Origin of the sequence: Halomonas sp. KM072, from assembly GCF_050710315.1 — a bacterium.
Classification (GTDB): domain Bacteria; phylum Pseudomonadota; class Gammaproteobacteria; order Pseudomonadales; family Halomonadaceae; genus Vreelandella; species Vreelandella hamiltonii.
The window spans coordinates 3591270-3612040 of the sequence record NZ_CP136132.1; the positions used below are offsets into that span (position 1 = coordinate 3591270).

Genomic DNA, 20771 nt, shown 5'->3' on the forward strand with positions numbered 1-20771 from the left:
TTGGAGCAGGTAGTCAAGCCTTTTTGATTTTATAAGCGTGCGATAGTAGGATGTTTCTTGTGCTCGCGATTTTTTGCTGTGTAGAAGGGCTTACTGGTTTGTAGTTGTCAGAGCTGTTCAGGCTACAGTGTAAAAATATGATTAGAGGGGGAATTTATGCTTGAAAGTACCGAAAGTGAGGGGCAAGGACTCAAATTGGTAATCCAGCGCTTTCTGAAGGAGCGCTTCGATACCAAGGCAGAAAAGCTATCCCCCGACGATCCAAAATACCAAGCGCTGGTTGAGCAGTTTCAATTCGATACCTGGATCAACGATGCAGCCAGGCGCGTTGGTCAACTGCAAGTCGTCACCCATTCTCTCAAGCCGATTCACCCGGATGCCAAAGGCTCCAATCTTTACGCCCCACCTGAATCGCTAAATAACCATTCTCTGGTTGGCAGCCACACGCTATCCACTGATTTTGCGGGCGATGTGGTGGGGAACGCTGCCGCCCTGGATGTTTATAAGTTCTTGAAGCTGCAATTCGAAGGAAAGTCACTGCTTGAGCGGGTGCTGGAAAACGACTCTGAGCTGGCAAAGGCGTTAAGCGCCAATCCTGAGCAGGCTCAAGCATGGATCAAAGCCTTTGCGGCGATTACCGAACCGCGTGGAGAGCATGCCTCACATACCCGAGGCAAACAGCTCTATTGGCTGGTGGGGGAGGATGCAGCAGACCTGGAAAATGATGCTGAGAATTTTCATCTGCTCGCACCGCTTTACGCCACTTCGCTGGCGCACCGTGTATTCCAAACCATTAACCATGATCGCTTTAGCGAAGAGGCCAAAGAGGCACGTAAGGCCAAGCGAGAAAGCAAGTACGCTGGGCAGGCCGTGCACAGCTACCCCAACTTGGCTGCACAGAAAATGGGCGGTACCAAGCCGCAGAATATCTCGCAGCTGAATAGCGAACGGGGTGGCAATAACTATTTGCTGGCCTCCATGCCACCCAGTTGGAATGTTCGAGATATTCGTCCGCCGCTGAAAACCGCGACGGTATTCTCTCACCCCGGCATCTTTGGCAGTCGTTCAGACGTGCGCTCGCTGGTTAGAGACCTCAAACAGTTTCTTGAAACGAACCCTACGCCAGACATGCACACCCGCGACCTGCGCGATGACTACACCGCCATGTTGATGGACGAGCTGGCGCTGTTTGCCATGCAGATGCATAGCCTGCCATCGGGGTGGAGCGACGATGAAAAGTGTGAATTACCAGTAGAAGAAATGTATTGGCTAGACCCCGGTCGTGCTGAAGGTGATATTGCTTTTCGTGAAGCGCGAAACAGCATGGAATGGGCAGACGATATTCGCCATCGATTCGCTAATTGGCTCAATGCCGCGTTAGGCGGAAAGCTGCCTTTGGGTGATGTGGAATTCCGCCACTGGAAGAAAGCGCTAGAGAAAGATGTGACCCACCAACGCTTGCTTGATCGTGATCGCCGCTGGATGGAAAGCCTAATGGAAGACTTAACCAACCTGCCAGGAGGTGATGACGATGAGTAAAGTAAAAAACCTTTTGGTTCTGCCGCGCCTGCGAGTGCAAAACGCCAACGCGATTTCCAGCCCCATGACCTGGGGCTTTCCTGCCATGAGTGCATTTGTGGGCTTGATGCATGCTCTGGAGCGGAAGCTGGTAGAGGCGAGTATTCCCGTGTCGTTAGACCGCGTTGGGGTTATTTGCCATGACTTTGAAGCCCAGGCCACTGAGGGTGGTTACATCCGTGGCTTTCACCTGACGCGTAATCCGGTGGATAAGACAGGTGGTACGGCAGCGATTGTAGAAGAAGGGCGTGTCCATCTGGATATCACGCTGATCTTTACAATTGATACCGGCGCTACAGAAAGCGAGCATGAGAATATCGCTAAAAAAATCGGAGAGATTGTAGCGGGCATGCGCATTGCCGGAGGCAGTGTCATCCCTAACCGTGCGGAGCCAACCCATAAACAACGTCCTCAATGGGTCACGCTTGATGACGATGAAGAAGAGCGGCAAAAGCAGTTCGCGCGCTTAAAGCGGCGCTGGCTGCCGGGCTTTGCCCTCACCCTTCGGGATGATTACCTCACCGAGCACCTTCACACACTGCAACAGCAAAATCCAGACGCCAGTTTACTGGATGCATGGTTAGACCTCTCTCGTCTTAACCATGTTTGTACGCTAGAGAACGAAGGCAAACCCAACGAAAAGCCTGTTTGGCAGGCGCAGCGTCCCTATCGTGGCTGGTTGGTGCCTATTCCAGTCGGTTATGGCGCTATTTCAGATCTTTTCCAGCCAGGTGAAGTCGCCAACGCCCGCGATACCAAGACCCCGTTCCGCTTTGTCGAAAGTCTCTACTCCATCGGTGAGTGGGTTAGCCCGCACCGTATGAAGCAACCTGAAGACCTGCTTTGGTACGTTGATAACGACGAAGAAGCGGGCCTCTACCGTCTCAATAACGACTATCACCTTCGCACCTCAGCACAGTAAACAAGGAGCTTTATCATGGCTAAAAACGATACCCTTAAAACCGCTTCTGTCCTCGCCTTCGAACGCAAGCTCGACCCTTCCGATGCGCTACTGTACGCCAGCAACTGGGATAAGCGGCAAGAAGAACAGCAATGGCAGCCGGTCAAGGTGCGTGAAAAGTCGGTGCGCGGCACGATTTCCAATCGCTTGAAAGCCAAAGACCAGGACCCCGCCAAGCTAGATGCCGCGATTGAAAATCCCAATCTACAAACCGTCGATGTAGCCACGTTGCCCCATGATGCAGATACCCTGGTGGCTCGCTTCACTCTGCGCGTACTGGCTGGTGCGGGAACACCGTCAGCCTGTAATAACGCTGAGTACCAAGCCAAGCTGGAACAGGCCGTTGCCGAATATAAACAAGCACAAGGATTCGGCGAACTGGCGCATCGTTACGCCAATAACCTCGCCAATGGCCGTTTTTTGTGGCGCAACCGCATGGGCGCAGAGCAAGTAGAAGTGAGTGTTCGCCAGTTGGCTCAAGGCAAAGCCACCAAAGAGTGGACGTTTGATGCGCTGTCACTTTCGTTGCGTGCTTTCGAGGATACTGCCGAGCTTAAAGAACTTGCGGGTGTCATCGCCGCTGCGTTGGCGGGCGAGCAGCACTTGCTGCTAGAAGTGGTGGCCTATGTCCGCATGGGCAGTGGTCAAGAAGTATTCCCTTCTCAAGAGCTGATTCTTGACCGAGGCCGAGGCGACAAAAGCAAAACGCTTTACCACGTCAGCGATATTGCCGGTATTCACTCGCAGAAGCTGGGTAATGCCATCCGTACCATCGACACCTGGTACCCCAATGAAAGCGATGAAGATCTTGGGCCTATTGCTGTCGAGCCTTATGGTTCAGTGACCACCCAGGGCAAAGCGTACCGCCAGCCCAAGCAGAAGGCCGACTTTTACTCACTGCTGGATAACTGGATGATCAAAGACCAAGTGCCTTCCAAGGAAAACCAGCACTTTGTGATGGCAACACTCATCCGTGGTGGCGTGTTCGGCGAGGCGGGGTAAGCCATGGATTATTACATTGATATCCGGCTCAGGCCCGACCCCGACTTTCCCGAAGCCATGCTGATGGGTGCGCTATACAACAAGTTGCATCGAGCGCTATTTGACCTACAGGCAACGGATCTAGGCGTGAGCTTTCCAGTCCATAAACACGGTGTTCGTGCCCGCACGTTAGGCAGCCATTTGCGTTTGCATGGCACCCATGAGCGACTAAAGCAGCTGATGGGTATGGATTGGCTGATAGGCATGCGGGATCACACGCAGGTAAGCGAAGTGTTGGAAGTTCCTGCGGGTGCTCAGCATATCAACGTAGCGCGGAAGCAGTTCAACACGGGCAGCGAGAGCCGTGCCAAGCGCTATGCCAAACGGCACAGCATTAGCGAAGAGGAGGCAAGGAGCATTTACGCCAAGGTGGCGGCTCGACGAATTGAGCTACCGTTTGTGCAGATCAATAGCCGATCTACTCAGCAGCGTTTCAGCCTGTTTATTGAACATGGCAAACCTGCAGCGTCTTCATCGGAAGGCACATTCAGCCATTACGGCTTAAGCCCCAGCGCCACCGTGCCCTGGTTTTGACCCTTTTTTCTAACATGAAAATAGGCAGCTAATAATCAATGACTTAGCGGTATTGCTCCTGAAAGGGTAATACCGCTTTTTTTGGTGAAAGCTCTTTAACAATCAGCACATTAGTTTTGATATGCTCTAGTGCGCTGCCGCCCAGGCAGCTCAGAAATGCCAACTCTTCTAGCAATGCGCATAGCTGCTGTGCGCTGCCGCCCAGGCAGCTCAGAAAAAGTGAGCGGGACTGCTCCTCCAGTTGCTTCATGTGCGCTGCCGCCCAGGCAGCTCAGAAATGGCAGCCATTGAGCCGGGCAAAGGCCCGACCGTGCGCTGCCGCCCAGGCAGCTCAGAAAGTCTGGGGCGACCTCTCCGAGCTGATCGACAGGTGCGCTGCCGCCCAGGCAGCTCAGAAAGACATGCGCAGCCATGCCCGGCGGATGCTCGAGTGCGCTGCCGCCCAGGCAGCTCAGAAAGTTTCGCCTGGGCGGGCTCGCCGACCGAGCTCGTGCGCTGCCGCCCAGGCAGCTCAGAAATATGCCCGGTAGACGCCCTGCCCTGCCGCTGTGTGCGCTGCCGCCCAGGCAGCTCAGAAAAGAACGTATGCGCAGTGGATACCGAACACGTCGTGCGCTGCCGCCCAGGCAGCTCAGAAACAAACGGCACGCACCAGTTGGCTGGCGCTACAGTGCGCTGCCGCCCAGGCAGCTCAGAAAATCGCAGCCTTGAAAGCCGCCAAGGCAGATGCGTGCGCTGCCGCCCAGGCAGCTCAGAAACGAGCCAGCCTGTATCCGGGCTGCCGTTGGCCGTGCGCTGCCGCCCAGGCAGCTCAGAAAAAGCCGTCGACAAGATATGGCGGACTCGAACGGTGCGCTGCCGCCCAGGCAGCTCAGAAAATGGCAGCGATGACGCCCGCCAGGCAGAGAGCGTGCGCTGCCGCCCAGGCAGCTCAGAAATCCCGGGATGAGGGGTAGAGAGAACACCATGAGTGCGCTGCCGCCCAGGCAGCTCAGAAACAGAGGGACGCCTACCAGGCCGAAGCGGTGCAGTGCGCTGCCGCCCAGGCAGCTCAGAAAAAAGACCGGTTCCAGCTCGTCACGGTCATGATGTGCGCTGCCGCCCAGGCAGCTCAGAAACCACGCCCTGGGAGATCCGCCACATTGTCGGGGTGCGCTGCCGCCCAGGCAGCTCAGAAATGCATCGCCGCAGGCATGACACACAAAGAGATGTGCGCTGCCGCCCAGGCAGCTCAGAAAATCACCACCAGGTCGCTCACGCCGGATTTCACGTGCGCTGCCGCCCAGGCAGCTCAGAAATGGACGGCATACCGAGAGACATTCTGGAGGCCGTGCGCTGCCGCCCAGGCAGCTCAGAAAACGCCAGAAAAGCCCGCACCACCGGAGGAAGCGTGCGCTGCCGCCCAGGCAGCTCAGAAAACTGAGCAGCGTTTAACCGACCAGCTACACGAGTGCGCTGCCGCCCAGGCAGCTCAGAAATGGGGCGGCAACGTTGCCGTCAATTTTCATAAGTGCGCTGCCGCCCAGGCAGCTCAGAAAAGGTCCATCGCGGTTTTGCGGGGCTGGCTCAGGTGCGCTGCCGCCCAGGCAGCTCAGAAAATACAAAGGCGCTGGAGCAGGCCAACGCCAAGGTGCGCTGCCGCCCAGGCAGCTCAGAAAAGTAGAAGGTGTCGCCGCCGGGGTTGTCCTTGGTGCGCTGCCGCCCAGGCAGCTCAGAAACAGCAGATAGAAACGCTCAACGCTGCCATGGCGTGCGCTGCCGCCCAGGCAGCTCAGAAATGGATGCCGAGCAACTGCACCGCCATACAAAGGTGCGCTGCCGCCCAGGCAGCTCAGAAAAGCAGCTTTTCAACCGTGATCGAGAGGCCGTCGTGCGCTGCCGCCCAGGCAGCTCAGAAACCAGGTTTTCATATCGGTGTCATCGGCACCGTGTGCGCTGCCGCCCAGGCAGCTCAGAAAAGCATCATGGGCGACGGCAAGGCCCATAAAGCGTGCGCTGCCGCCCAGGCAGCTCAGAAAAAGTCCGTGCGAGCAATCCGGCCAGACGATTAGTGCGCTGCCGCCCAGGCAGCTCAGAAATTCCAGCGCCATGCGGTGGATGTACTCGACGGGTGCGCTGCCGCCCAGGCAGCTCAGAAAATCCATGCCTGCCGTCGCATCTGGGCGAGCCTGTGCGCTGCCGCCCAGGCAGCTCAGAAAAGCTTACCCGGCGTGGCTTCTACTCCGGTGTCGTGCGCTGCCGCCCAGGCAGCTCAGAAAGCACCTAGACGGCGGTTCATGCGGTTAAGCGAGTGCGCTGCCGCCCAGGCAGCTCAGAAACGCAAAACATGCGCGCCGATGCGCTGCTATCCGTGCGCTGCCGCCCAGGCAGCTCAGAAATGCTGGCGGACACGGCGCAGGCCGATGGCCAGGTGCGCTGCCGCCCAGGCAGCTCAGAAACAGACCAAGGCGCTGGAGTGGGGCTTGAACGCGTGCGCTGCCGCCCAGGCAGCTCAGAAAGACTGGACCCGCCGCTTTGTGCGCTGGGTCTTGTGCGCTGCCGCCCAGGCAGCTCAGAAACAGGTCAGCTCTGCAAACCCCGCCTTGAGTGCGTGCGCTGCCGCCCAGGCAGCTCAGAAATGCCATGACGCGATTCACCAGCGCCTCGTACTGTGCGCTGCCGCCCAGGCAGCTCAGAAAAAATGGCCCCCCCGCTCCATTCGGTCGATTACGTGCGCTGCCGCCCAGGCAGCTCAGAAATGCGCGCTGATGCTCGATCAGCTACCCAAGCGGTGCGCTGCCGCCCAGGCAGCTCAGAAAAACATGGCGCATCATGACAAGCATGGCATCTTGTGCGCTGCCGCCCAGGCAGCTCAGAAATGAGCGACGTAGCTGACGCTACAACAGCCCGTGTGCGCTGCCGCCCAGGCAGCTCAGAAATCTTGAACCCATTGCTCTGAGTGACTGATACCGTGCGCTGCCGCCCAGGCAGCTCAGAAAATTGCGCGGTAAAGACTCTCGATAGACGATATGTGCGCTGCCGCCCAGGCAGCTCAGAAATAAACATGCATGCGTCAAGTCAACGCTAGCGCGTGCGCTGCCGCCCAGGCAGCTCAGAAAAGCACCGGGGCGGCGGCCAGAAAGCGTCCGACGTGCGCTGCCGCCCAGGCAGCTCAGAAACACTGGATCGAGGACTGGCACCACTGCATCACGTGCGCTGCCGCCCAGGCAGCTCAGAAAAAGAGCATACGGTAGTAGATTGCTCACTGATCGTGCGCTGCCGCCCAGGCAGCTCAGAAATTCACCTCGGGAAATTTCAGGATTTCCCATGCGTGCGCTGCCGCCCAGGCAGCTCAGAAACTCTGCTGTTGACTCAATGAAGATGATGCCCTGTGCGCTGCCGCCCAGGCAGCTCAGAAAATCGTCAAGCCAATCACGAGCTTCCGCATCGGGTGCGCTGCCGCCCAGGCAGCTCAGAAAAATTCGACGGGCATCGGCGTGGCCCAGCGGCCGTGCGCTGCCGCCCAGGCAGCTCAGAAAAGCACCAGGGGCTGCAAGCGCGCCCCCATGCCGTGCGCTGCCGCCCAGGCAGCTCAGAAAGGTGACAGGGGGAGGGTGTCACCCGTGTCACCGTGCGCTGCCGCCCAGGCAGCTCAGAAAAAGGTCAAACCCCGCGTCATCGTGCTTGAAAAGTGCGCTGCCGCCCAGGCAGCTCAGAAAATCGCAAAAGACATGCGGGCGCTGAACGAAACGTGCGCTGCCGCCCAGGCAGCTCAGAAAGCCGATGCCTGGCGGGAGGCCAGCGCCCACGCGTGCGCTGCCGCCCAGGCAGCTCAGAAAAACCGCCACCACACAGCGGAGGGCGACTGATGGTGCGCTGCCGCCCAGGCAGCTCAGAAACACACGTAGCCAGTCTTCTGGAGCTCGTTGACGTGCGCTGCCGCCCAGGCAGCTCAGAAATGACCCGCTACCACTTCCGCCGCCCGCATTTGGTGCGCTGCCGCCCAGGCAGCTCAGAAAAAAGCCGTTGGGCGCGAAATGGGTTTGCCACCGTGCGCTGCCGCCCAGGCAGCTCAGAAAAAGGCGCGATTGATGCAGCGCGTGTCTTTCAGGTGCGCTGCCGCCCAGGCAGCTCAGAAATCTTGCGCAGGTTTCTTACGGGCCACGGTTATGTGCGCTGCCGCCCAGGCAGCTCAGAAAAGCAGGCGCATCACGCCATCGGTGACTTCGTTGTGCGCTGCCGCCCAGGCAGCTCAGAAATGAAAATACAGCCCCAACCCGGCGTAGCCGTAGTGCGCTGCCGCCCAGGCAGCTCAGAAAAGCCCAGTCACGGTTGCCCATGTGCCGCTTACGTGCGCTGCCGCCCAGGCAGCTCAGAAATATGAGCAATGGCAAGAGCGCCTATTCCCGAAGTGCGCTGCCGCCCAGGCAGCTCAGAAATTCCGGTACCAGCATGGTGGGCTCAAACGTGCGTGCGCTGCCGCCCAGGCAGCTCAGAAAATGGGTATCAGCACAACTGCAATGCCAGCAAGGTGCGCTGCCGCCCAGGCAGCTCAGAAAAACATGTGGCATTCACGAATGTCGGCTGTGTAGTGCGCTGCCGCCCAGGCAGCTCAGAAATTCGCGATGCCCAGGCCGCGCCCATGGACATGGTGCGCTGCCGCCCAGGCAGCTCAGAAACGGCACCGAGGAGTGCATCGAGTGCGGCGATCGTGCGCTGCCGCCCAGGCAGCTCAGAAAGATGTGAAAGGCAAGCAGATGCTGAGCATCAAGTGCGCTGCCGCCCAGGCAGCTCAGAAAGGGTACAGGGGAAGTCCAGCGGCTCCTGCATCGTGCGCTGCCGCCCAGGCAGCTCAGAAACTGCACAGGTAGATCGCATGATGAAAGAGGCCGTGCGCTGCCGCCCAGGCAGCTCAGAAATGCAGGTCGGCCAGCTCTTCGCTCAGCTCTTCGTGCGCTGCCGCCCAGGCAGCTCAGAAAAGCCCCTTCATGCCGCGTTATCGATGCACCTAGTGCGCTGCCGCCCAGGCAGCTCAGAAACAGGGCGGCCAGGCGCTCGTCGATATAGGCGAGTGCGCTGCCGCCCAGGCAGCTCAGAAAGCTGCGCTTTGGGGCACGGCGGCGGGCTTCGTGTGCGCTGCCGCCCAGGCAGCTCAGAAAAGCGGAGGCCGTGGCTGCGCTCAAGGCTTCCAGTGCGCTGCCGCCCAGGCAGCTCAGAAACACCAGCGAGGTGTGGCATGAGCGAGCCAACCGTGCGCAGCCGCCCAGGCAGCTCAGAAATGCAGCGTGCCATCGGGCAGGAACTCCGGTGAGTGCGCTGCCGCCCAGGCAGCTCAGAAAAACGACCCCGCCACCGGCGAGAGCGTCACGCTGTGCGCTGCCGCCCAGGCAGCTCTTGTTCCGGTCGGTGCGCTAGTGTTGAGGCGGTGAGTTCGTGCAGGTGCCTGCCGCATGGGTGGCCCATGCTTAACCCCCGCCCCAACATGTCGCCCGAGCGGGGGCTGTGGTTACTCTTTTTCGTCCTCTTCTTCCTCTTCCCAGTGTTCCATGGCGCGTTTGTCGTCGGGTAGGCGCACGATGTCGCCGATGACGATTTTCTGGTGCGATTTGAAGCGGTGGCCGTGTTCGTCGAGGATGGCGGCGACGCTGCCGATGCTGACGGCGTCGTCGTCGCGGTAGGCTTCTACTTTGACGCGTACGATGCGGCCCTGGTAGCGGGCGGAAAGGATAGCGCCGGGGTAGGGGGAGGTGTGGTCAGGGTCGTTCTTGAAGTACTCCACCACGCTCGCGCTGCCGGGGTCGTCCCATTCAATATGTTTATGCATAGGAAGGCTTCCTTTCGTGTGTCCAGAAAAAGGGTTCCTTTTCAGTGTAGTTTGCGTTGGTAGAAGTCAACCAATGTTCGTGGACACCGTGGGCTGGGCCGCTTAACTTAACCGTTTACGAACCAGGGAGCGGAGCGCCCATGCACTTATACCATGCGCTGTTCGAGCAGTCGGCGACCCCGCTGTTTGTGATGATGTGCGATGGCCAGGCGTGCGTTCAGGGCAATGCTGCTTTTCGGCGTGTGGCCGGTTGGCAAACCATGGGCTCGGAAGCGGCCTTGGGGCGCTGTTTTCCATTGGATGGGGCGAGCGTGCTGGACACTATTCGCCGCTGTGACGAACAGCAGCAGCCATGCGCGTTGAATGTCCGGTGGGGGGAGTCGGGGCGGGCGTGGCAACTGCAGCTTTCGCCCGTGCGCGATGGGGGCCAGCGAGCGGTGTATGGCGAACTGAGCCAATTGATGCTGCCGTTTGGCGAGTCGCTGGATGATCTGCTCTCGCAGCTGCCGGGGTTCGTGTACCAGCTGCATCTCTCCTTGGAGGGGGCGTGGCGCTACACCTACGTGGGCCAGCGGGTCACGGAGCTGTTTGGTGCCACCGTGGAAGAGGTGCTGGCAGATGCCCAAACGCTGTTGGCCAACATTCATCCCAGTGACCGCGATACGGTGATTGAAGGGTCACTGCAAAGTGCGCGCTCCTTGACGCCCTGGCGAAGTGAGTTTCGCATGTTTCGTCGCGATGGCGAGATGCTGTGGGTCGAGGCCCATGATCGTCCTCGCCGCCAGCCCGATGGCAGCCTGCTATGGACAGGCTACGCCAACGACATTACCCAGCGTAAGGCGCTGGAGGCCGCGCTGCGCTCCAGCGAGCAGCGTTTTCGCCAGCTGGTCGAGCAGGCCAACGACATCATCTACACGCTGAATGCCGAAGGCACGCTGACCTATGTGTCGCCGAACTGGCCGCGCATTCTGGGCCATGAGGTCGAGGAGGTGCTGGGGCAGAACATGAGCTTCGTGCTGCACCCGGAGGACCTGGAGGCCTGCCAACGCTACATCGAAAAAGTGTACTGCACCGGCGAACCCCAGGGGGTGATCGAGTACCGTGTGCAGCACGCCAACGGCGAGTGGCGCTGGCACTTTACCAACGGGGCACCGCTGCTGGACGAGCAGGGGCGGGTGATGAGTTTTCTGGGGATTTCCCATGATGTGACGCCGCGCCGAGAAATGGAGCAGACAATGCTGCATCTGGCCCAGCACGATACCTTGACCGACTTGCCCAACCGGTCGCTGTTTTTCAGCCACTTGAGCAGTGCCATTGCTCAAGCCAAACGGTGCGATACGCCGCTGGCGCTGCTGTTCATCGATTTGGATGATTTCAAGCCGGTCAATGATCGTTTTGGCCATGGTGTCGGTGACCAGTTACTGCAGGCCGTGGCCCAGCGCCTCCGGCAACGGCTGCGCGGGGGCGACCATGTGGGGCGCATAGGGGGCGATGAGTTCGTGGCCATGCTGGGCGGGCCCGTGGGTGCCGAAGAGGCCCTGAGGGTGGCAGACCAGCTGTGCCAGGCACTGGCGGTGCCGTTCACGCTGTCGGTGGGGGAAGTCCATGTCTCGGCCAGTATTGGAGTGGCGCTGTTGCCCCTGCACGCTGCTGAAGAGTCCACGCTGATCCATTGTGCCGACCAGGCGATGTATCAGGCAAAGGCGCAGGGGCGTAACCAGGCGGTGCTCTATGCGCCCGTTTCGCCAGGTGCTTCGTGACCCACGTACTGGAACAGGAAGTTGAGCGCGGCGGGCAGGCTGGCTCGCCATACACGCCAAGTGTGCCCACCGGGGTACAGGTCTAGCCGCACCAGCTCTGGCTGAATGCGTTCCATGGCCTGGCGTAGCTGGCGAGCGTGGTATTCGGCGTCGTATACGTCACTGCGCCCGGCACTGATGTAGAGCGGCACGGGCGGAGTGTCGCCCTGTTCGGCGGCGGGGCGCGGTGTGACCTGAAGGCGATAGTGTTCCAGGTGCGCGGGGTAATTGAGCTGCTCCCACAGTGCCTGGTCGAACTGGCCTCGTTCATCCAGAAAGGTGGGGTGGCGGTGCGCCGAAGAGTTGCTGGGCGGCGTGGGCACGTAGCTGGCCGGGCTCAGCGCGGCGGCGGCAGCAAACATTTCGGGGTGTTCCAGCGCGAAGTTGAGCGCGCCGTAGCCGCCTGCCGAAAGCCCGGCCACCCCACGCTGCTCACGAGTGGTGCCCACGTGGTAGTGGGCTTCGATGTGAGGCATCAGGTCGTTGAAAAAGGCGCTGCGGGCGGGTTCGTTATGGCCATCTACCCACCAGCTGCGGCTGCCTGGCATCACGAATACGGCGGGGGGGATATGCCCTGCCTGAATCAGTCGGTCTGCCACTTGTGGCAGGTTGCCCCGAGTAGCCCAGTCCAGCTCGTTACCGAAAGAACCGTGCAGCAGGTAGATCACGGGGTAGGGCGTTGTCGCTTGGCTGTCATAGCCATCGGGTAAATACAGCGTATAAGGGTAATCGTAGCCCAGCGTGGGGGAGTAGAACTGCTCGCGCACCACCTCGCCTGCCAGTGCGACGTTGCTCAACACCAGCCAGCCAAAGAGCCCGGCCAAGCGTCCAGCCAGCAGAGCAATGCGTTGCAAGGCAGTTCTTCTGATCACGGGGCCTCCGGAATTTACGGGCATTTACAAGGTCGGACAACAGGCGGCTCGCGGGTGTTCACTCTCGGCCGCTATCTAACAGGATAGCGGCTAGGCGGTGCGCTGGGGGAAAACCGGGAGGCTGGATGCAGAAAATCGAGGAAATCTACTGGCTTCGTGCTTACGGCTGCATTGCCGTTTTTTTGGTGCGCCCGGCACGGGCGCACTCCTGGAGGTGCAAGTCCTCCCGTGAGCTGGCCACAGCGAACGAAGCGAAGCGCAACTGCGGAAGGGCGACCGACCGTGGGGAGGAAGCGTGGAGCGTAAACCGTGAGCCGATGAACAAGAATCGGATACGAGGCACTGCCAAGCAGGGCGAGCGGGCCAAAAGTCGCGAAGCTCTTGTGGCCAAGGCGAGGCGGTGTAAATCCGGCGGTTGTGCGGTGAAGGAGTGTGTTCTTACCCGGGGAGATCTCGCCTCATGTCTGAAAGGGCGACGTGGCAACACGGAGCGAGAAGTCAGCAGAAGCCATAGTAGCTGCTTGGTCAGGGCGAAGGGCTGAACGAGAAGGAGCGTCAAACGCCTTGTCGATGAGCACTGTAACGCATCAGATGCCCGCGTCAGCGGGGCGGATCGCGGAACGGAAAGGTGAAGCCTTGCCGAATGCGCTCAGCGATGAAACAGGGCTCCCGCGGCGAGAACCGGAAGGCGCAGGGCGAAGCCTGCTTGAGCAGGCCTTCGCACGAGAGAATATGCAACGGGCATGGAAGCGCGTGAAGGCCAACAAGGGATCGGCAGGTGTGGACGGGCTGGATATTGCCCAAACCGCGGAACACCTGCGATGGGTGTGGCCGGAGCTTCGCCAGCAACTGCTGAGCGGCTCCTACCAACCACAACCCGTTCGTCGGGTCGGCATCCCGAAACCGGACGGCAGTGAGCGGGAACTGGGTATCCCCACCGTCACCGACCGTCTGATTCAACAGGCACTGCTGCAAGTGCTGCAACCTCTGATTGATCCCACCTTCAGCGAGCACAGCCACGGCTTCCGCCCGGGCCGCCGGGCCCACGATGCGGTGCTGGCTGCGCAACGCTACGCCCAACAGGGCCGCCATATCGTAGTGGACGTTGACCTGTCGAAGTTCTTCGACCGGGTTAACCACGACATCCTGATCGACCGCCTGAAGAAACGCATAAACGACCCCGGAGTCATCCGGCTGGTGCGTGCGTATCTCAACGCGGGCATCATGGATGGTGGCGTGGTCATGGATCGGCATGAGGGCACGCCGCAAGGCGGGCCGTTGTCGCCGTTGCTGGCCAACGTTCTGCTGGACGAGGTGGATAAAGAGCTGGAACGTCGGGGGCACTGCTTCGCCCGTTACGCTGATGACTGCAACGTTTACGTTCGCAGTGAGAAGGCGGGAGAACGGGTGATGCGCCTGCTACGCCGGTGTTACAACAAACTGCGCTTGGTGATCAACGAATCCAAAAGTGCAGTCGCCAGCGTGTTCGGTCGCCAGTTCCTCGGCTACGCCCTGTGGCAAGGGAGGGGTGGAGACGTTCGACGGGCGGTATCCGCCAAGGCGTTACAGGCGTTCAAGCTCCGGATCAGGCAACTGACCCGGGGGGCAGGTGGTCGCAGCATGGCCCAGGTGGTGGAGAAGCTCCGCAGTTACCTGCTCGGCTGGAAAGGGTACTTCAGGCTGGCACAAACGCCACGCATCTGGCGATCACTGGATGAGTGGATACGTCGCCGCCTGAGAATGCTCCACCTCCGGCACTGGCGACGGGGCAAGACGATCTACCGGGAGCTGACCCGCTTAGGCGCGAGTTCCTGGGTTGCGGAATCCGTGGCGGCGCTGAGTCGTCGCTGGTGGCATAACAGTCGCTCTGCCATCCATAATGTGCTGACCATTGCCTACTTCGATCGGTTGGGAGTGCCGAGACTCTCGTGAAACCTCAACTTCTCGAACCGCCCGGTGCGGACCCGCATGCCGGGTGGTGTGGGAGGGGCGGAACCTATGGGTTCCCCCCTATCCCGATTTTCATTGGCTGGACCATTTGAACCAGCGGGTAGATAACCTGGCCACCGACCTCATGCGGATTCCCCTGGTGTTGGGCACCCCCGTGTTCCTGTTCATCTCGATATTCGTTTTCGCCGTGCGTTACGACAAGCAGGTCCCGCCGGGCTTTCTGTTCCAGCGGGTCAAGTACGTCATGCTGCCTTACCTGATGTATGGCTTTATCTATTCGACGGCAGAGTGGTGGCGGTTGGCGGGCAGCGACGATGCTGTGGGCTTTTTGGCCAACGCACGCAGCTACTTCATCTATGCGGGCTGGCACGGGTATTTCTTGATCATCGCCATGCAGTTCTATGCGGCGTATTGGGCATTTACCCGCTGGCAGCTGTGGCGGGTGAATCCGGTGCCCTGGCTGTGGGTGGCGTGTGTAGTCAGCATGGCCTACTGGGGGCTGGCGTACTGGTTCCAGGTAGAACCCCCAGGCTACTTGCTGTGGATCGCGCCCCTGGGGTGGGTGTATCTCTTCTTTCTGGCGCTGGTGCTGGTGCGCTATTACCCGCTGGTGCCTCGTGCCGTGCTGCAGGAGCGCCCCGTGTGGCTGCAAACGCTGTCGCAGTCCCGTTGGCTATGGGGGTGGGTGGCGCTGATCGTGATGGCCACCTTTGCTCATTGGCTGGCGTTCTCTTCCAAGGAAGTTTGGGTCATTCCCTTTTTCGTGCTGGTGACCATGCGCCGCTTGAAGGGGCGCCGAGCGCCTGGCTGGGTGCGCTATATCAATGTCTACTCTTTCGGTATTTACCTGGCCCACCCGATGTTTTTTGCCATTACCGATATCTTGGTCGGCGTGGAAACGCTGCCGCTGGTGCTTTACGCACTGCTCTTGATCGTGGTGGCCAGCGTGGGCTCGGTGCTGTTGAACAAGGCGGTGAACACCACCACCTGGGGCGCCATGCTGTTTGGCAAACGCCTGAAAGTATGAGGTTGGCGTTAGGTAAGCCTCGCTGGGGCCGTTCAGTATGCCTTGTGGATTGGGGAAGGCGTTGAAGAGTGATGAAGGGATGAGGGCGACGATCAGTGTGGGGGTGTTTCGGTAGAAAAGCGTGCTTTCAACGCGCTCAGTGGAGAGCCTCGCGGCAACCCCAGTGCTTGCCCGCTGAGGGTCTTCAGGCGGGTAGGGCAGGCATGCAGGCGCTGTAGCAGGTCGGTCATTGCCGTGACCTCCAGCTCGGGGTCGAAGCCCCCCAGGCGTTCCAGCCAGGTTCGGCTGATGGCCATGTAAGGGGGCAATGCGGCGTTAGGGCCACGTAGCTGCTGCCACAGGCGTTCTGGCAACCGAGGCGTCATCGCGCTGATGATCAGCGCATCCAGCGTTTGCGTATCCAGCTCGGGGTACAGCAGGGGCCATAGCTGTGAAGGCAAGACTTGCTTATGCATGGCCACCAGCAGCCATTCGGCCTGGCTGACATACGCCGCCTGATTCAGGCGAGCGCCTAGTTTCTTCTCTGGGGTGACGAGGCAGTGGGCGTGGAAACGGTGCTCCAGGGTCGCGAAGCGCTCATCCAGAAACGCGGCGGTCACGATCACGGGCACGAGATGCTCGGCCAGGCCAGATTGACGAATGGAGCGCAGGTGGCGAGGAAGGCAGGCTCCCACCACGGAAGCATCGACGATAAAGCAAACCGTACCCATGTCAGTGGCTTCCTTTGTGTTAATTGCTCACATTTTGTAATTTATTGTAGACATTGGTTTCTTTTTGCAGCAAGTGGAATGATCGAGAAGCATATAAAAATAGACCGTCTGATTAATGCACTTATTTTGTGCAACTCCGATATTTTCCGTATTTTTTTTGGTGCAAATTGGGCGAGGGAAGTGCTCCATGTGATGACGTGACGAGCCAATGCGACATCAAGAGGCATCAGGAATAATGATTTTTGCTTTTTGAATCATGCTGTTATTTTTTTGAAAGCCATATTGGTGCAAAGTTGGCATGCTACGTGCTTATATTTCGTGACAGCTTCGTAGGCAGTTTCATGAACAGTTTCATGGGCCGTTTGTCAGTCGCTAGCAGGCCATAGGCAGAAGCCGCTTGGCGTGCTACAACGATAGCCGGTCTGAAATGATCGCTGGGCGATTTGTTATCCATGGTCAAGCAAACGTAAAGCGAACAAAAAAGACAAACGCGCCACGTGCCAAGGCATGTAGACGATTTGTTGAATAACACTTTTATCGATAGCTTATTGTTTCAAGCTCTAAGCCACGCTCATACCGGAGGACACTATGTCAGCCAAGACTCTTGCGCTAATCGAAGAACATGACGTTAAGTGGGTAGACCTGCGTTTCACCGACACACGCGGTAAAGAGCAGCACGTGACCGTGCCTGCGCGTGACGTGAACGAAGAGTTTTTTGAAAACGGCCAGATGTTCGATGGTTCTTCCATCAATGGCTGGAAAGGCATCAACGAGTCTGACATGATCCTGCGTCCGGAGGACGGCACCGGCTTCCTGGACCCCTTCACCGAAGACGCTACCCTGATCCTGCGTTGCGACATCATCGAGCCTGCCACCATGCAGGGCTATGATCGCGACCCGCGCTCTATCGCTAAGCGTGCAGAAGCTTACCTGCAGTCTACCGGTCTGGGCGACACCGCCTTCTTCGGCCCCGAGCCGGAATTCTTCATCTTCGACGAAGTGCACTGGAAGTCCGACATTCAAGGCTCCATGTACAAGATCACTTCCGACGAAGGCGCCTGGGCCACCGACAGCAAGGTCGAGACTGGCAACCTGGGTCACCGTCCGCGCCTCAAGGGTGGCTACTTCCCGGTGCCGCCGGTCGACAGCTTCCACGATATCCGTGGTGCCATGTGTAATACCCTGGAAGCGATTGGCCAGACCGTCGAAGTACACCACCACGAAGTGGCCAACGCCGGTCAGAACGAAATCGGCGTGAAGTTCAACACGCTGGTGAAGAAGGCCGACGAAGTTCAGGAAATGAAGTACGTGATCCACAACGTGGCGCACGCTTACGGCAAGACCGCTACCTTCATGCCGAAGCCGCTGGTAGGCGACAACGGTTCTGGTATGCACGTACACCAGTCGTTCTGGAAAGATGGTCAGAACCAGTTCGCGGGCGATGAGTACGCTGGCCTGTCTGAAATGGCGCTGTACTACATCGGCGGTATCATCAAGCACGCTCGTGCTCTGAACGCCTTCACCAACGCTTCTACCAACTCGTACAAGCGTCTGGTACCGGGCTTCGAAGCGCCGGTCATGCTGGCCTACAGTGCTCGTAACCGCTCTGCGTCTATCCGTATTCCTTACACTGCCAGCCCGAAAGGCAAGCGTGTAGAGACTCGCTTCCCTGACCCGACTGCCAACCCCTACCTGGCGTTCGCAGCGATGCTGATGGCGGGTATCGACGGTATCAAGAACAAGATCCACCCTGGCGATGCCATGGACAAGAACCTGTACGACCTGCCGCCAGAAGAAGGCAAGTCCGTACCGACAGTGGCCAACAGCCTGGATCAAGCACTGGAAGCACTCGATGCTGACCGTGCGTTCCTGACCGAAGGTGGCGTGTTCACCGACGATATGATCGATGCCTACATCGAACTGAAGATGGAAGACGTCGAGCGTATCCGCATGACGACTCACCCGATCGAGTTCGACATGTACTACAGCTGCTAAGCTGATGGCATGACTGCTAAGATCACCCTTGCGGTGTGACGAGCCAAAACCCCGCTTCGGCGGGGTTTTTTTTTAGTGCGCCCGGCACGGGCGCACTCCTGGAGGTGCAAGTCCTCCCGTGAGCTGGCCACAGCGAACGAAGCGAAGCGCAACTGCGGAAGGGCGACCGACCGTGGGGAGGAAGCGTGGAGCGTAAACCGTGAGCCGATGAACAAGAATCGGATACGAGGCACTGCCAAGCAGGGCGAGCGGGCCAAAAGTCGCGAAGCTCTTGTGGCCAAGGCGAGGCGGTGTAAATCCGGCGGTTGTGCGGTGAAGGAGTGTGTTCTTACCCGGGGAGATCTCGCCTCATGTCTGAAAGGGCGACGTGGCAACACGGAGCGAGAAGTCAGCAGAAGCCATAGTAGCTGCTTGGTCAGGGCGAAGGGCTGAACGAGAAGGAGCGTCAAACGCCTTGTCGATGAGCACTGTAACGCATCAGATGCCCGCGTCAGCGGGGCGGATCGCGGAACGGAAAGGTGAAGCCTTGCCGAATGCGCTCAGCGATGAAACAGGGCTCCCGCGGCGAGAACCGGAAGGCGCAGGGCGAAGCCTGCTTGAGCAGGCCTTCGCACGAGAGAATATGCAACGGGCATGGAAGCGCGTGAAGGCCAACAAGGGATCGGCAGGTGTGGACGGGCTGGATATTGCCCAAACCGCGGAACACCTGCGATGGGTGTGGCCGGAGCTTCGCCAGCAACTGCTGAGCGGCTCCTACCAACCACAACCCGTTCGTCGGGTCGGCATCCCGAAACCGGACGGCAGTGAGCGGGAACTGGGTATCCCCACCGTCACCGACCGTCTGATTCAACAGGCACTGCTGCAAGTGCTGCAACCTCTGATTGATCCCACCTTCAGCGAGCACAGCCACGGCTTCCGCCCGGGCCGCCGGGCCCACGATGCGGTGCTGGCTGCGCAACGCTACGCCCAACAGGGCCGCCATATCGTAGTGGACGTTGACCTGTCGAAGTTCTTCGACCGGGTTAACCACGACATCCTGATCGACCGCCTGAAGAAACGCATAAACGACCCCGGAGTCATCCGGCTGGTGCGTGCGTATCTCAACGCGGGCATCATGGATGGTGGCGTGGTCATGGATCGGCATGAGGGCACGCCGCAAGGCGGGCCGTTGTCGCCGTTGCTGGCCAACGTTCTGCTGGACGAGGTGGATAAAGAGCTGGAACGTCGGGGGCACTGCTTCGCCCGTTACGCTGATGACTGCAACGTTTACGTTCGCAGTGAGAAGGCGGGAGAACGGGTGATGCGCCTGCTACGCCGGTGTTACAACAAACTGCGCTTGGTGATCAACGAATCCAAAAGTGCAGTCGCCAGCGTGTTCGGTCGCCAGTTCCTCGGCTACGCCCTGTGGCAAGGGAGGGGTGGAGACGTTCGACGGGCGGTATCCGCCAAGGCGTTACAGGCGTTCAAGCTCCGGATCAGGCAACTGACCCGGGGGGCAGGTGGTCGCAGCATGGCCCAGGTGGTGGAGAAGCTCCGCAGTTACCTGCTCGGCTGGAAAGGGTACTTCAGGCTGGCACAAACGCCACGCATCTGGCGATCACTGGATGAGTGGATACGTCGCCGCCTGAGAATGCTCCACCTCCGGCACTGGCGACGGGGCAAGACGATCTACCGGGAGCTGACCCGCTTAGGCGCGAGTTCCTGGGTTGCGGAATCCGTGGCGGCGCTGAGTCGTCGCTGGTGGCATAACAGTCGCTCTGCCATCCATAATGTGCTGACCATTGCCTACTTCGATCGGTTGGGAGTGCCGAGACTCTCGTGAAACCTCAACTTCTCGAACCGCCCGGTGCGGACCCGCATGCCGGGTGGTGTGGGAGGGGCGGAACCTATGGGTTCCCCCCTATCCCGATTGGGCAGAATAGGTGAGGAGACAGCGTGGTGAGCAAGCGGCGTGTTGCATGGTCAGCCATATTACCCACAGGAGTTTTCGTGGCTGCCTGCCTGTGGGTAAGCGCTGCCCAGGCGCAAACGGTGTACCGCATCGTCGATGCCCAGGGCAACGTCACGTTTACTGATAACCCCGAGCGCGGAGGCGAAGTGCTGCGGCTGGCGCCCTTGCCCAGCTTGCCTGCCGCGACCCGCCCAGCCGCGCCTTCGGCGGCACGGCCTTTGGGGCGTCCGGGCCAGCCGTTCATGCCTTATGACCGGTTCGTCATCGTTGCCCCCGCGCCAGGGGCGTCGCTGCGCGGTGGCATGACACCCGTGGAGGTCAGCGTTTCCCCTGCGCTGCGCGAGGACCACCAGATCCAGCTGCTCGTCAACGGCGAGCTTAGCCAATCTCCTCTGCACAGCGATGCTTTTTGGCTGGCAGGCCTGCCTCCAGGGCAACATCGTTTGCAGGCAGAGCTGCTGGACAGCCAGGGGCGTATTCAACATCGCACCGATCAGGTGACGATTTTTATCGCCGATTAATGCAATGCACTATAATGGTGCATTAGGTT

General features: G+C 59.6%; 13 protein-coding genes and 1 CRISPR repeat array. Of the genes, 10 read left to right on the top strand and 3 right to left on the bottom strand.

Annotated features, from left to right (window positions below; genetic code table 11):
* Positions 1 to 156 precede the first annotated feature (156 nt).
* The 4 genes from csy1 to cas6f are packed head-to-tail and all read left to right on the top strand — an operon-like array spanning position 157 to position 4114.
* Complete coding sequence (gene csy1 / locus RVM26_RS17150; RefSeq protein WP_498939824.1) at positions 157 to 1539, top strand: type I-F CRISPR-associated protein Csy1; 1383 nt, start codon at positions 157 to 159, stop codon at positions 1537 to 1539.
* Positions 1532 to 2500 carry a type I-F CRISPR-associated protein Csy2 gene (gene csy2 / locus RVM26_RS17155; RefSeq protein ID WP_193461395.1) on the top strand — a complete coding sequence of 323 codons (969 nt, stop codon included), beginning with the start codon at positions 1532 to 1534 and terminating at the stop codon, positions 2498 to 2500. Before csy1 ends, csy2 begins: the two co-directional genes overlap by 8 nt.
* A 15-nt stretch (positions 2501 to 2515) precedes the next feature.
* Positions 2516 to 3541: a type I-F CRISPR-associated protein Csy3 gene (gene csy3, locus RVM26_RS17160; protein ID WP_498939826.1), complete on the top strand. Its 1026-nt coding sequence runs from the start codon at positions 2516 to 2518 to the stop codon at positions 3539 to 3541.
* A 3-nt stretch (positions 3542 to 3544) separates the two neighbouring features.
* Positions 3545 to 4114 (top strand): type I-F CRISPR-associated endoribonuclease Cas6/Csy4, encoded by a 570-nt coding sequence (gene cas6f, locus RVM26_RS17165; RefSeq protein WP_498939828.1) that lies wholly within the window; start codon positions 3545 to 3547, stop codon positions 4112 to 4114.
* A gap of 129 nt (positions 4115 to 4243) precedes the next feature.
* Positions 4244 to 9492: direct repeats of the CRISPR family, unit length 28 nt; unit sequence GTGCGCTGCCGCCCAGGCAGCTCAGAAA.
* 107 nt (positions 9493 to 9599) lie between these two features.
* Here the strand turns inward: cas6f and RVM26_RS17170 are convergent.
* Positions 9600 to 9917: a hypothetical protein gene (locus tag RVM26_RS17170; protein ID WP_039183279.1), complete on the bottom strand. Its 318-nt coding sequence runs from the start codon at positions 9915 to 9917 to the stop codon at positions 9600 to 9602.
* Between the two features lie 140 nt (positions 9918 to 10057).
* Between RVM26_RS17170 and RVM26_RS17175 the strand changes: the two genes are divergently transcribed.
* On the top strand, positions 10058 to 11677 hold the full coding sequence (locus RVM26_RS17175; RefSeq protein ID WP_498939830.1) for a diguanylate cyclase domain-containing protein: 1620 nt from the start codon (positions 10058 to 10060) through the stop codon (positions 11675 to 11677).
* On the opposite strand, the gene RVM26_RS17180 is transcribed toward RVM26_RS17175, so the two are convergent.
* Positions 11647 to 12588 carry an alpha/beta hydrolase gene (locus tag RVM26_RS17180; RefSeq protein WP_498939832.1) on the bottom strand — a complete coding sequence of 314 codons (942 nt, stop codon included), beginning with the start codon at positions 12586 to 12588 and terminating at the stop codon, positions 11647 to 11649. The two genes, RVM26_RS17175 and RVM26_RS17180, sit on opposite strands and share 31 nt — an antisense overlap.
* Positions 12589 to 13158: 570 nt before the next feature.
* On the opposite strand from RVM26_RS17180, the gene ltrA (RVM26_RS17185) reads away from it, so the two are divergent.
* Positions 13159 to 14520 (top strand): group II intron reverse transcriptase/maturase, encoded by a 1362-nt coding sequence (ltrA, locus tag RVM26_RS17185; protein WP_498939834.1) that lies wholly within the window; start codon positions 13159 to 13161, stop codon positions 14518 to 14520.
* A gap of 142 nt (positions 14521 to 14662) precedes the next feature.
* Positions 14663 to 15565: an acyltransferase family protein gene (locus RVM26_RS17190; RefSeq protein ID WP_498941794.1), complete on the top strand. Its 903-nt coding sequence runs from the start codon at positions 14663 to 14665 to the stop codon at positions 15563 to 15565.
* Between the two features lie 92 nt (positions 15566 to 15657).
* On the opposite strand, the gene RVM26_RS17195 is transcribed toward RVM26_RS17190, so the two are convergent.
* Complete coding sequence (locus RVM26_RS17195) at positions 15658 to 16275, bottom strand: hypothetical protein (RefSeq protein ID WP_498939836.1); 618 nt, start codon at positions 16273 to 16275, stop codon at positions 15658 to 15660.
* A 588-nt stretch (positions 16276 to 16863) separates the two neighbouring features.
* Here RVM26_RS17195 and glnA point away from each other — a divergent pair.
* From glnA to RVM26_RS17210, 3 genes are all read left to right on the top strand, one after another.
* Positions 16864 to 18270, top strand: a complete 1407-nt coding sequence (gene glnA / locus RVM26_RS17200) for a glutamate--ammonia ligase (RefSeq protein WP_287808768.1) — start codon at positions 16864 to 16866, stop codon at positions 18268 to 18270.
* A gap of 460 nt (positions 18271 to 18730) precedes the next feature.
* Positions 18731 to 20092 carry a group II intron reverse transcriptase/maturase gene (ltrA, locus tag RVM26_RS17205; RefSeq protein ID WP_498939834.1) on the top strand — a complete coding sequence of 454 codons (1362 nt, stop codon included), beginning with the start codon at positions 18731 to 18733 and terminating at the stop codon, positions 20090 to 20092.
* Positions 20093 to 20259: 167 nt separating this feature from the next.
* Positions 20260 to 20742, top strand: coding sequence for a DUF4124 domain-containing protein (locus RVM26_RS17210; protein ID WP_096921621.1), 483 nt, complete (start codon positions 20260 to 20262; stop codon positions 20740 to 20742).
* Positions 20743 to 20771: the final 29 nt, after the last annotated feature.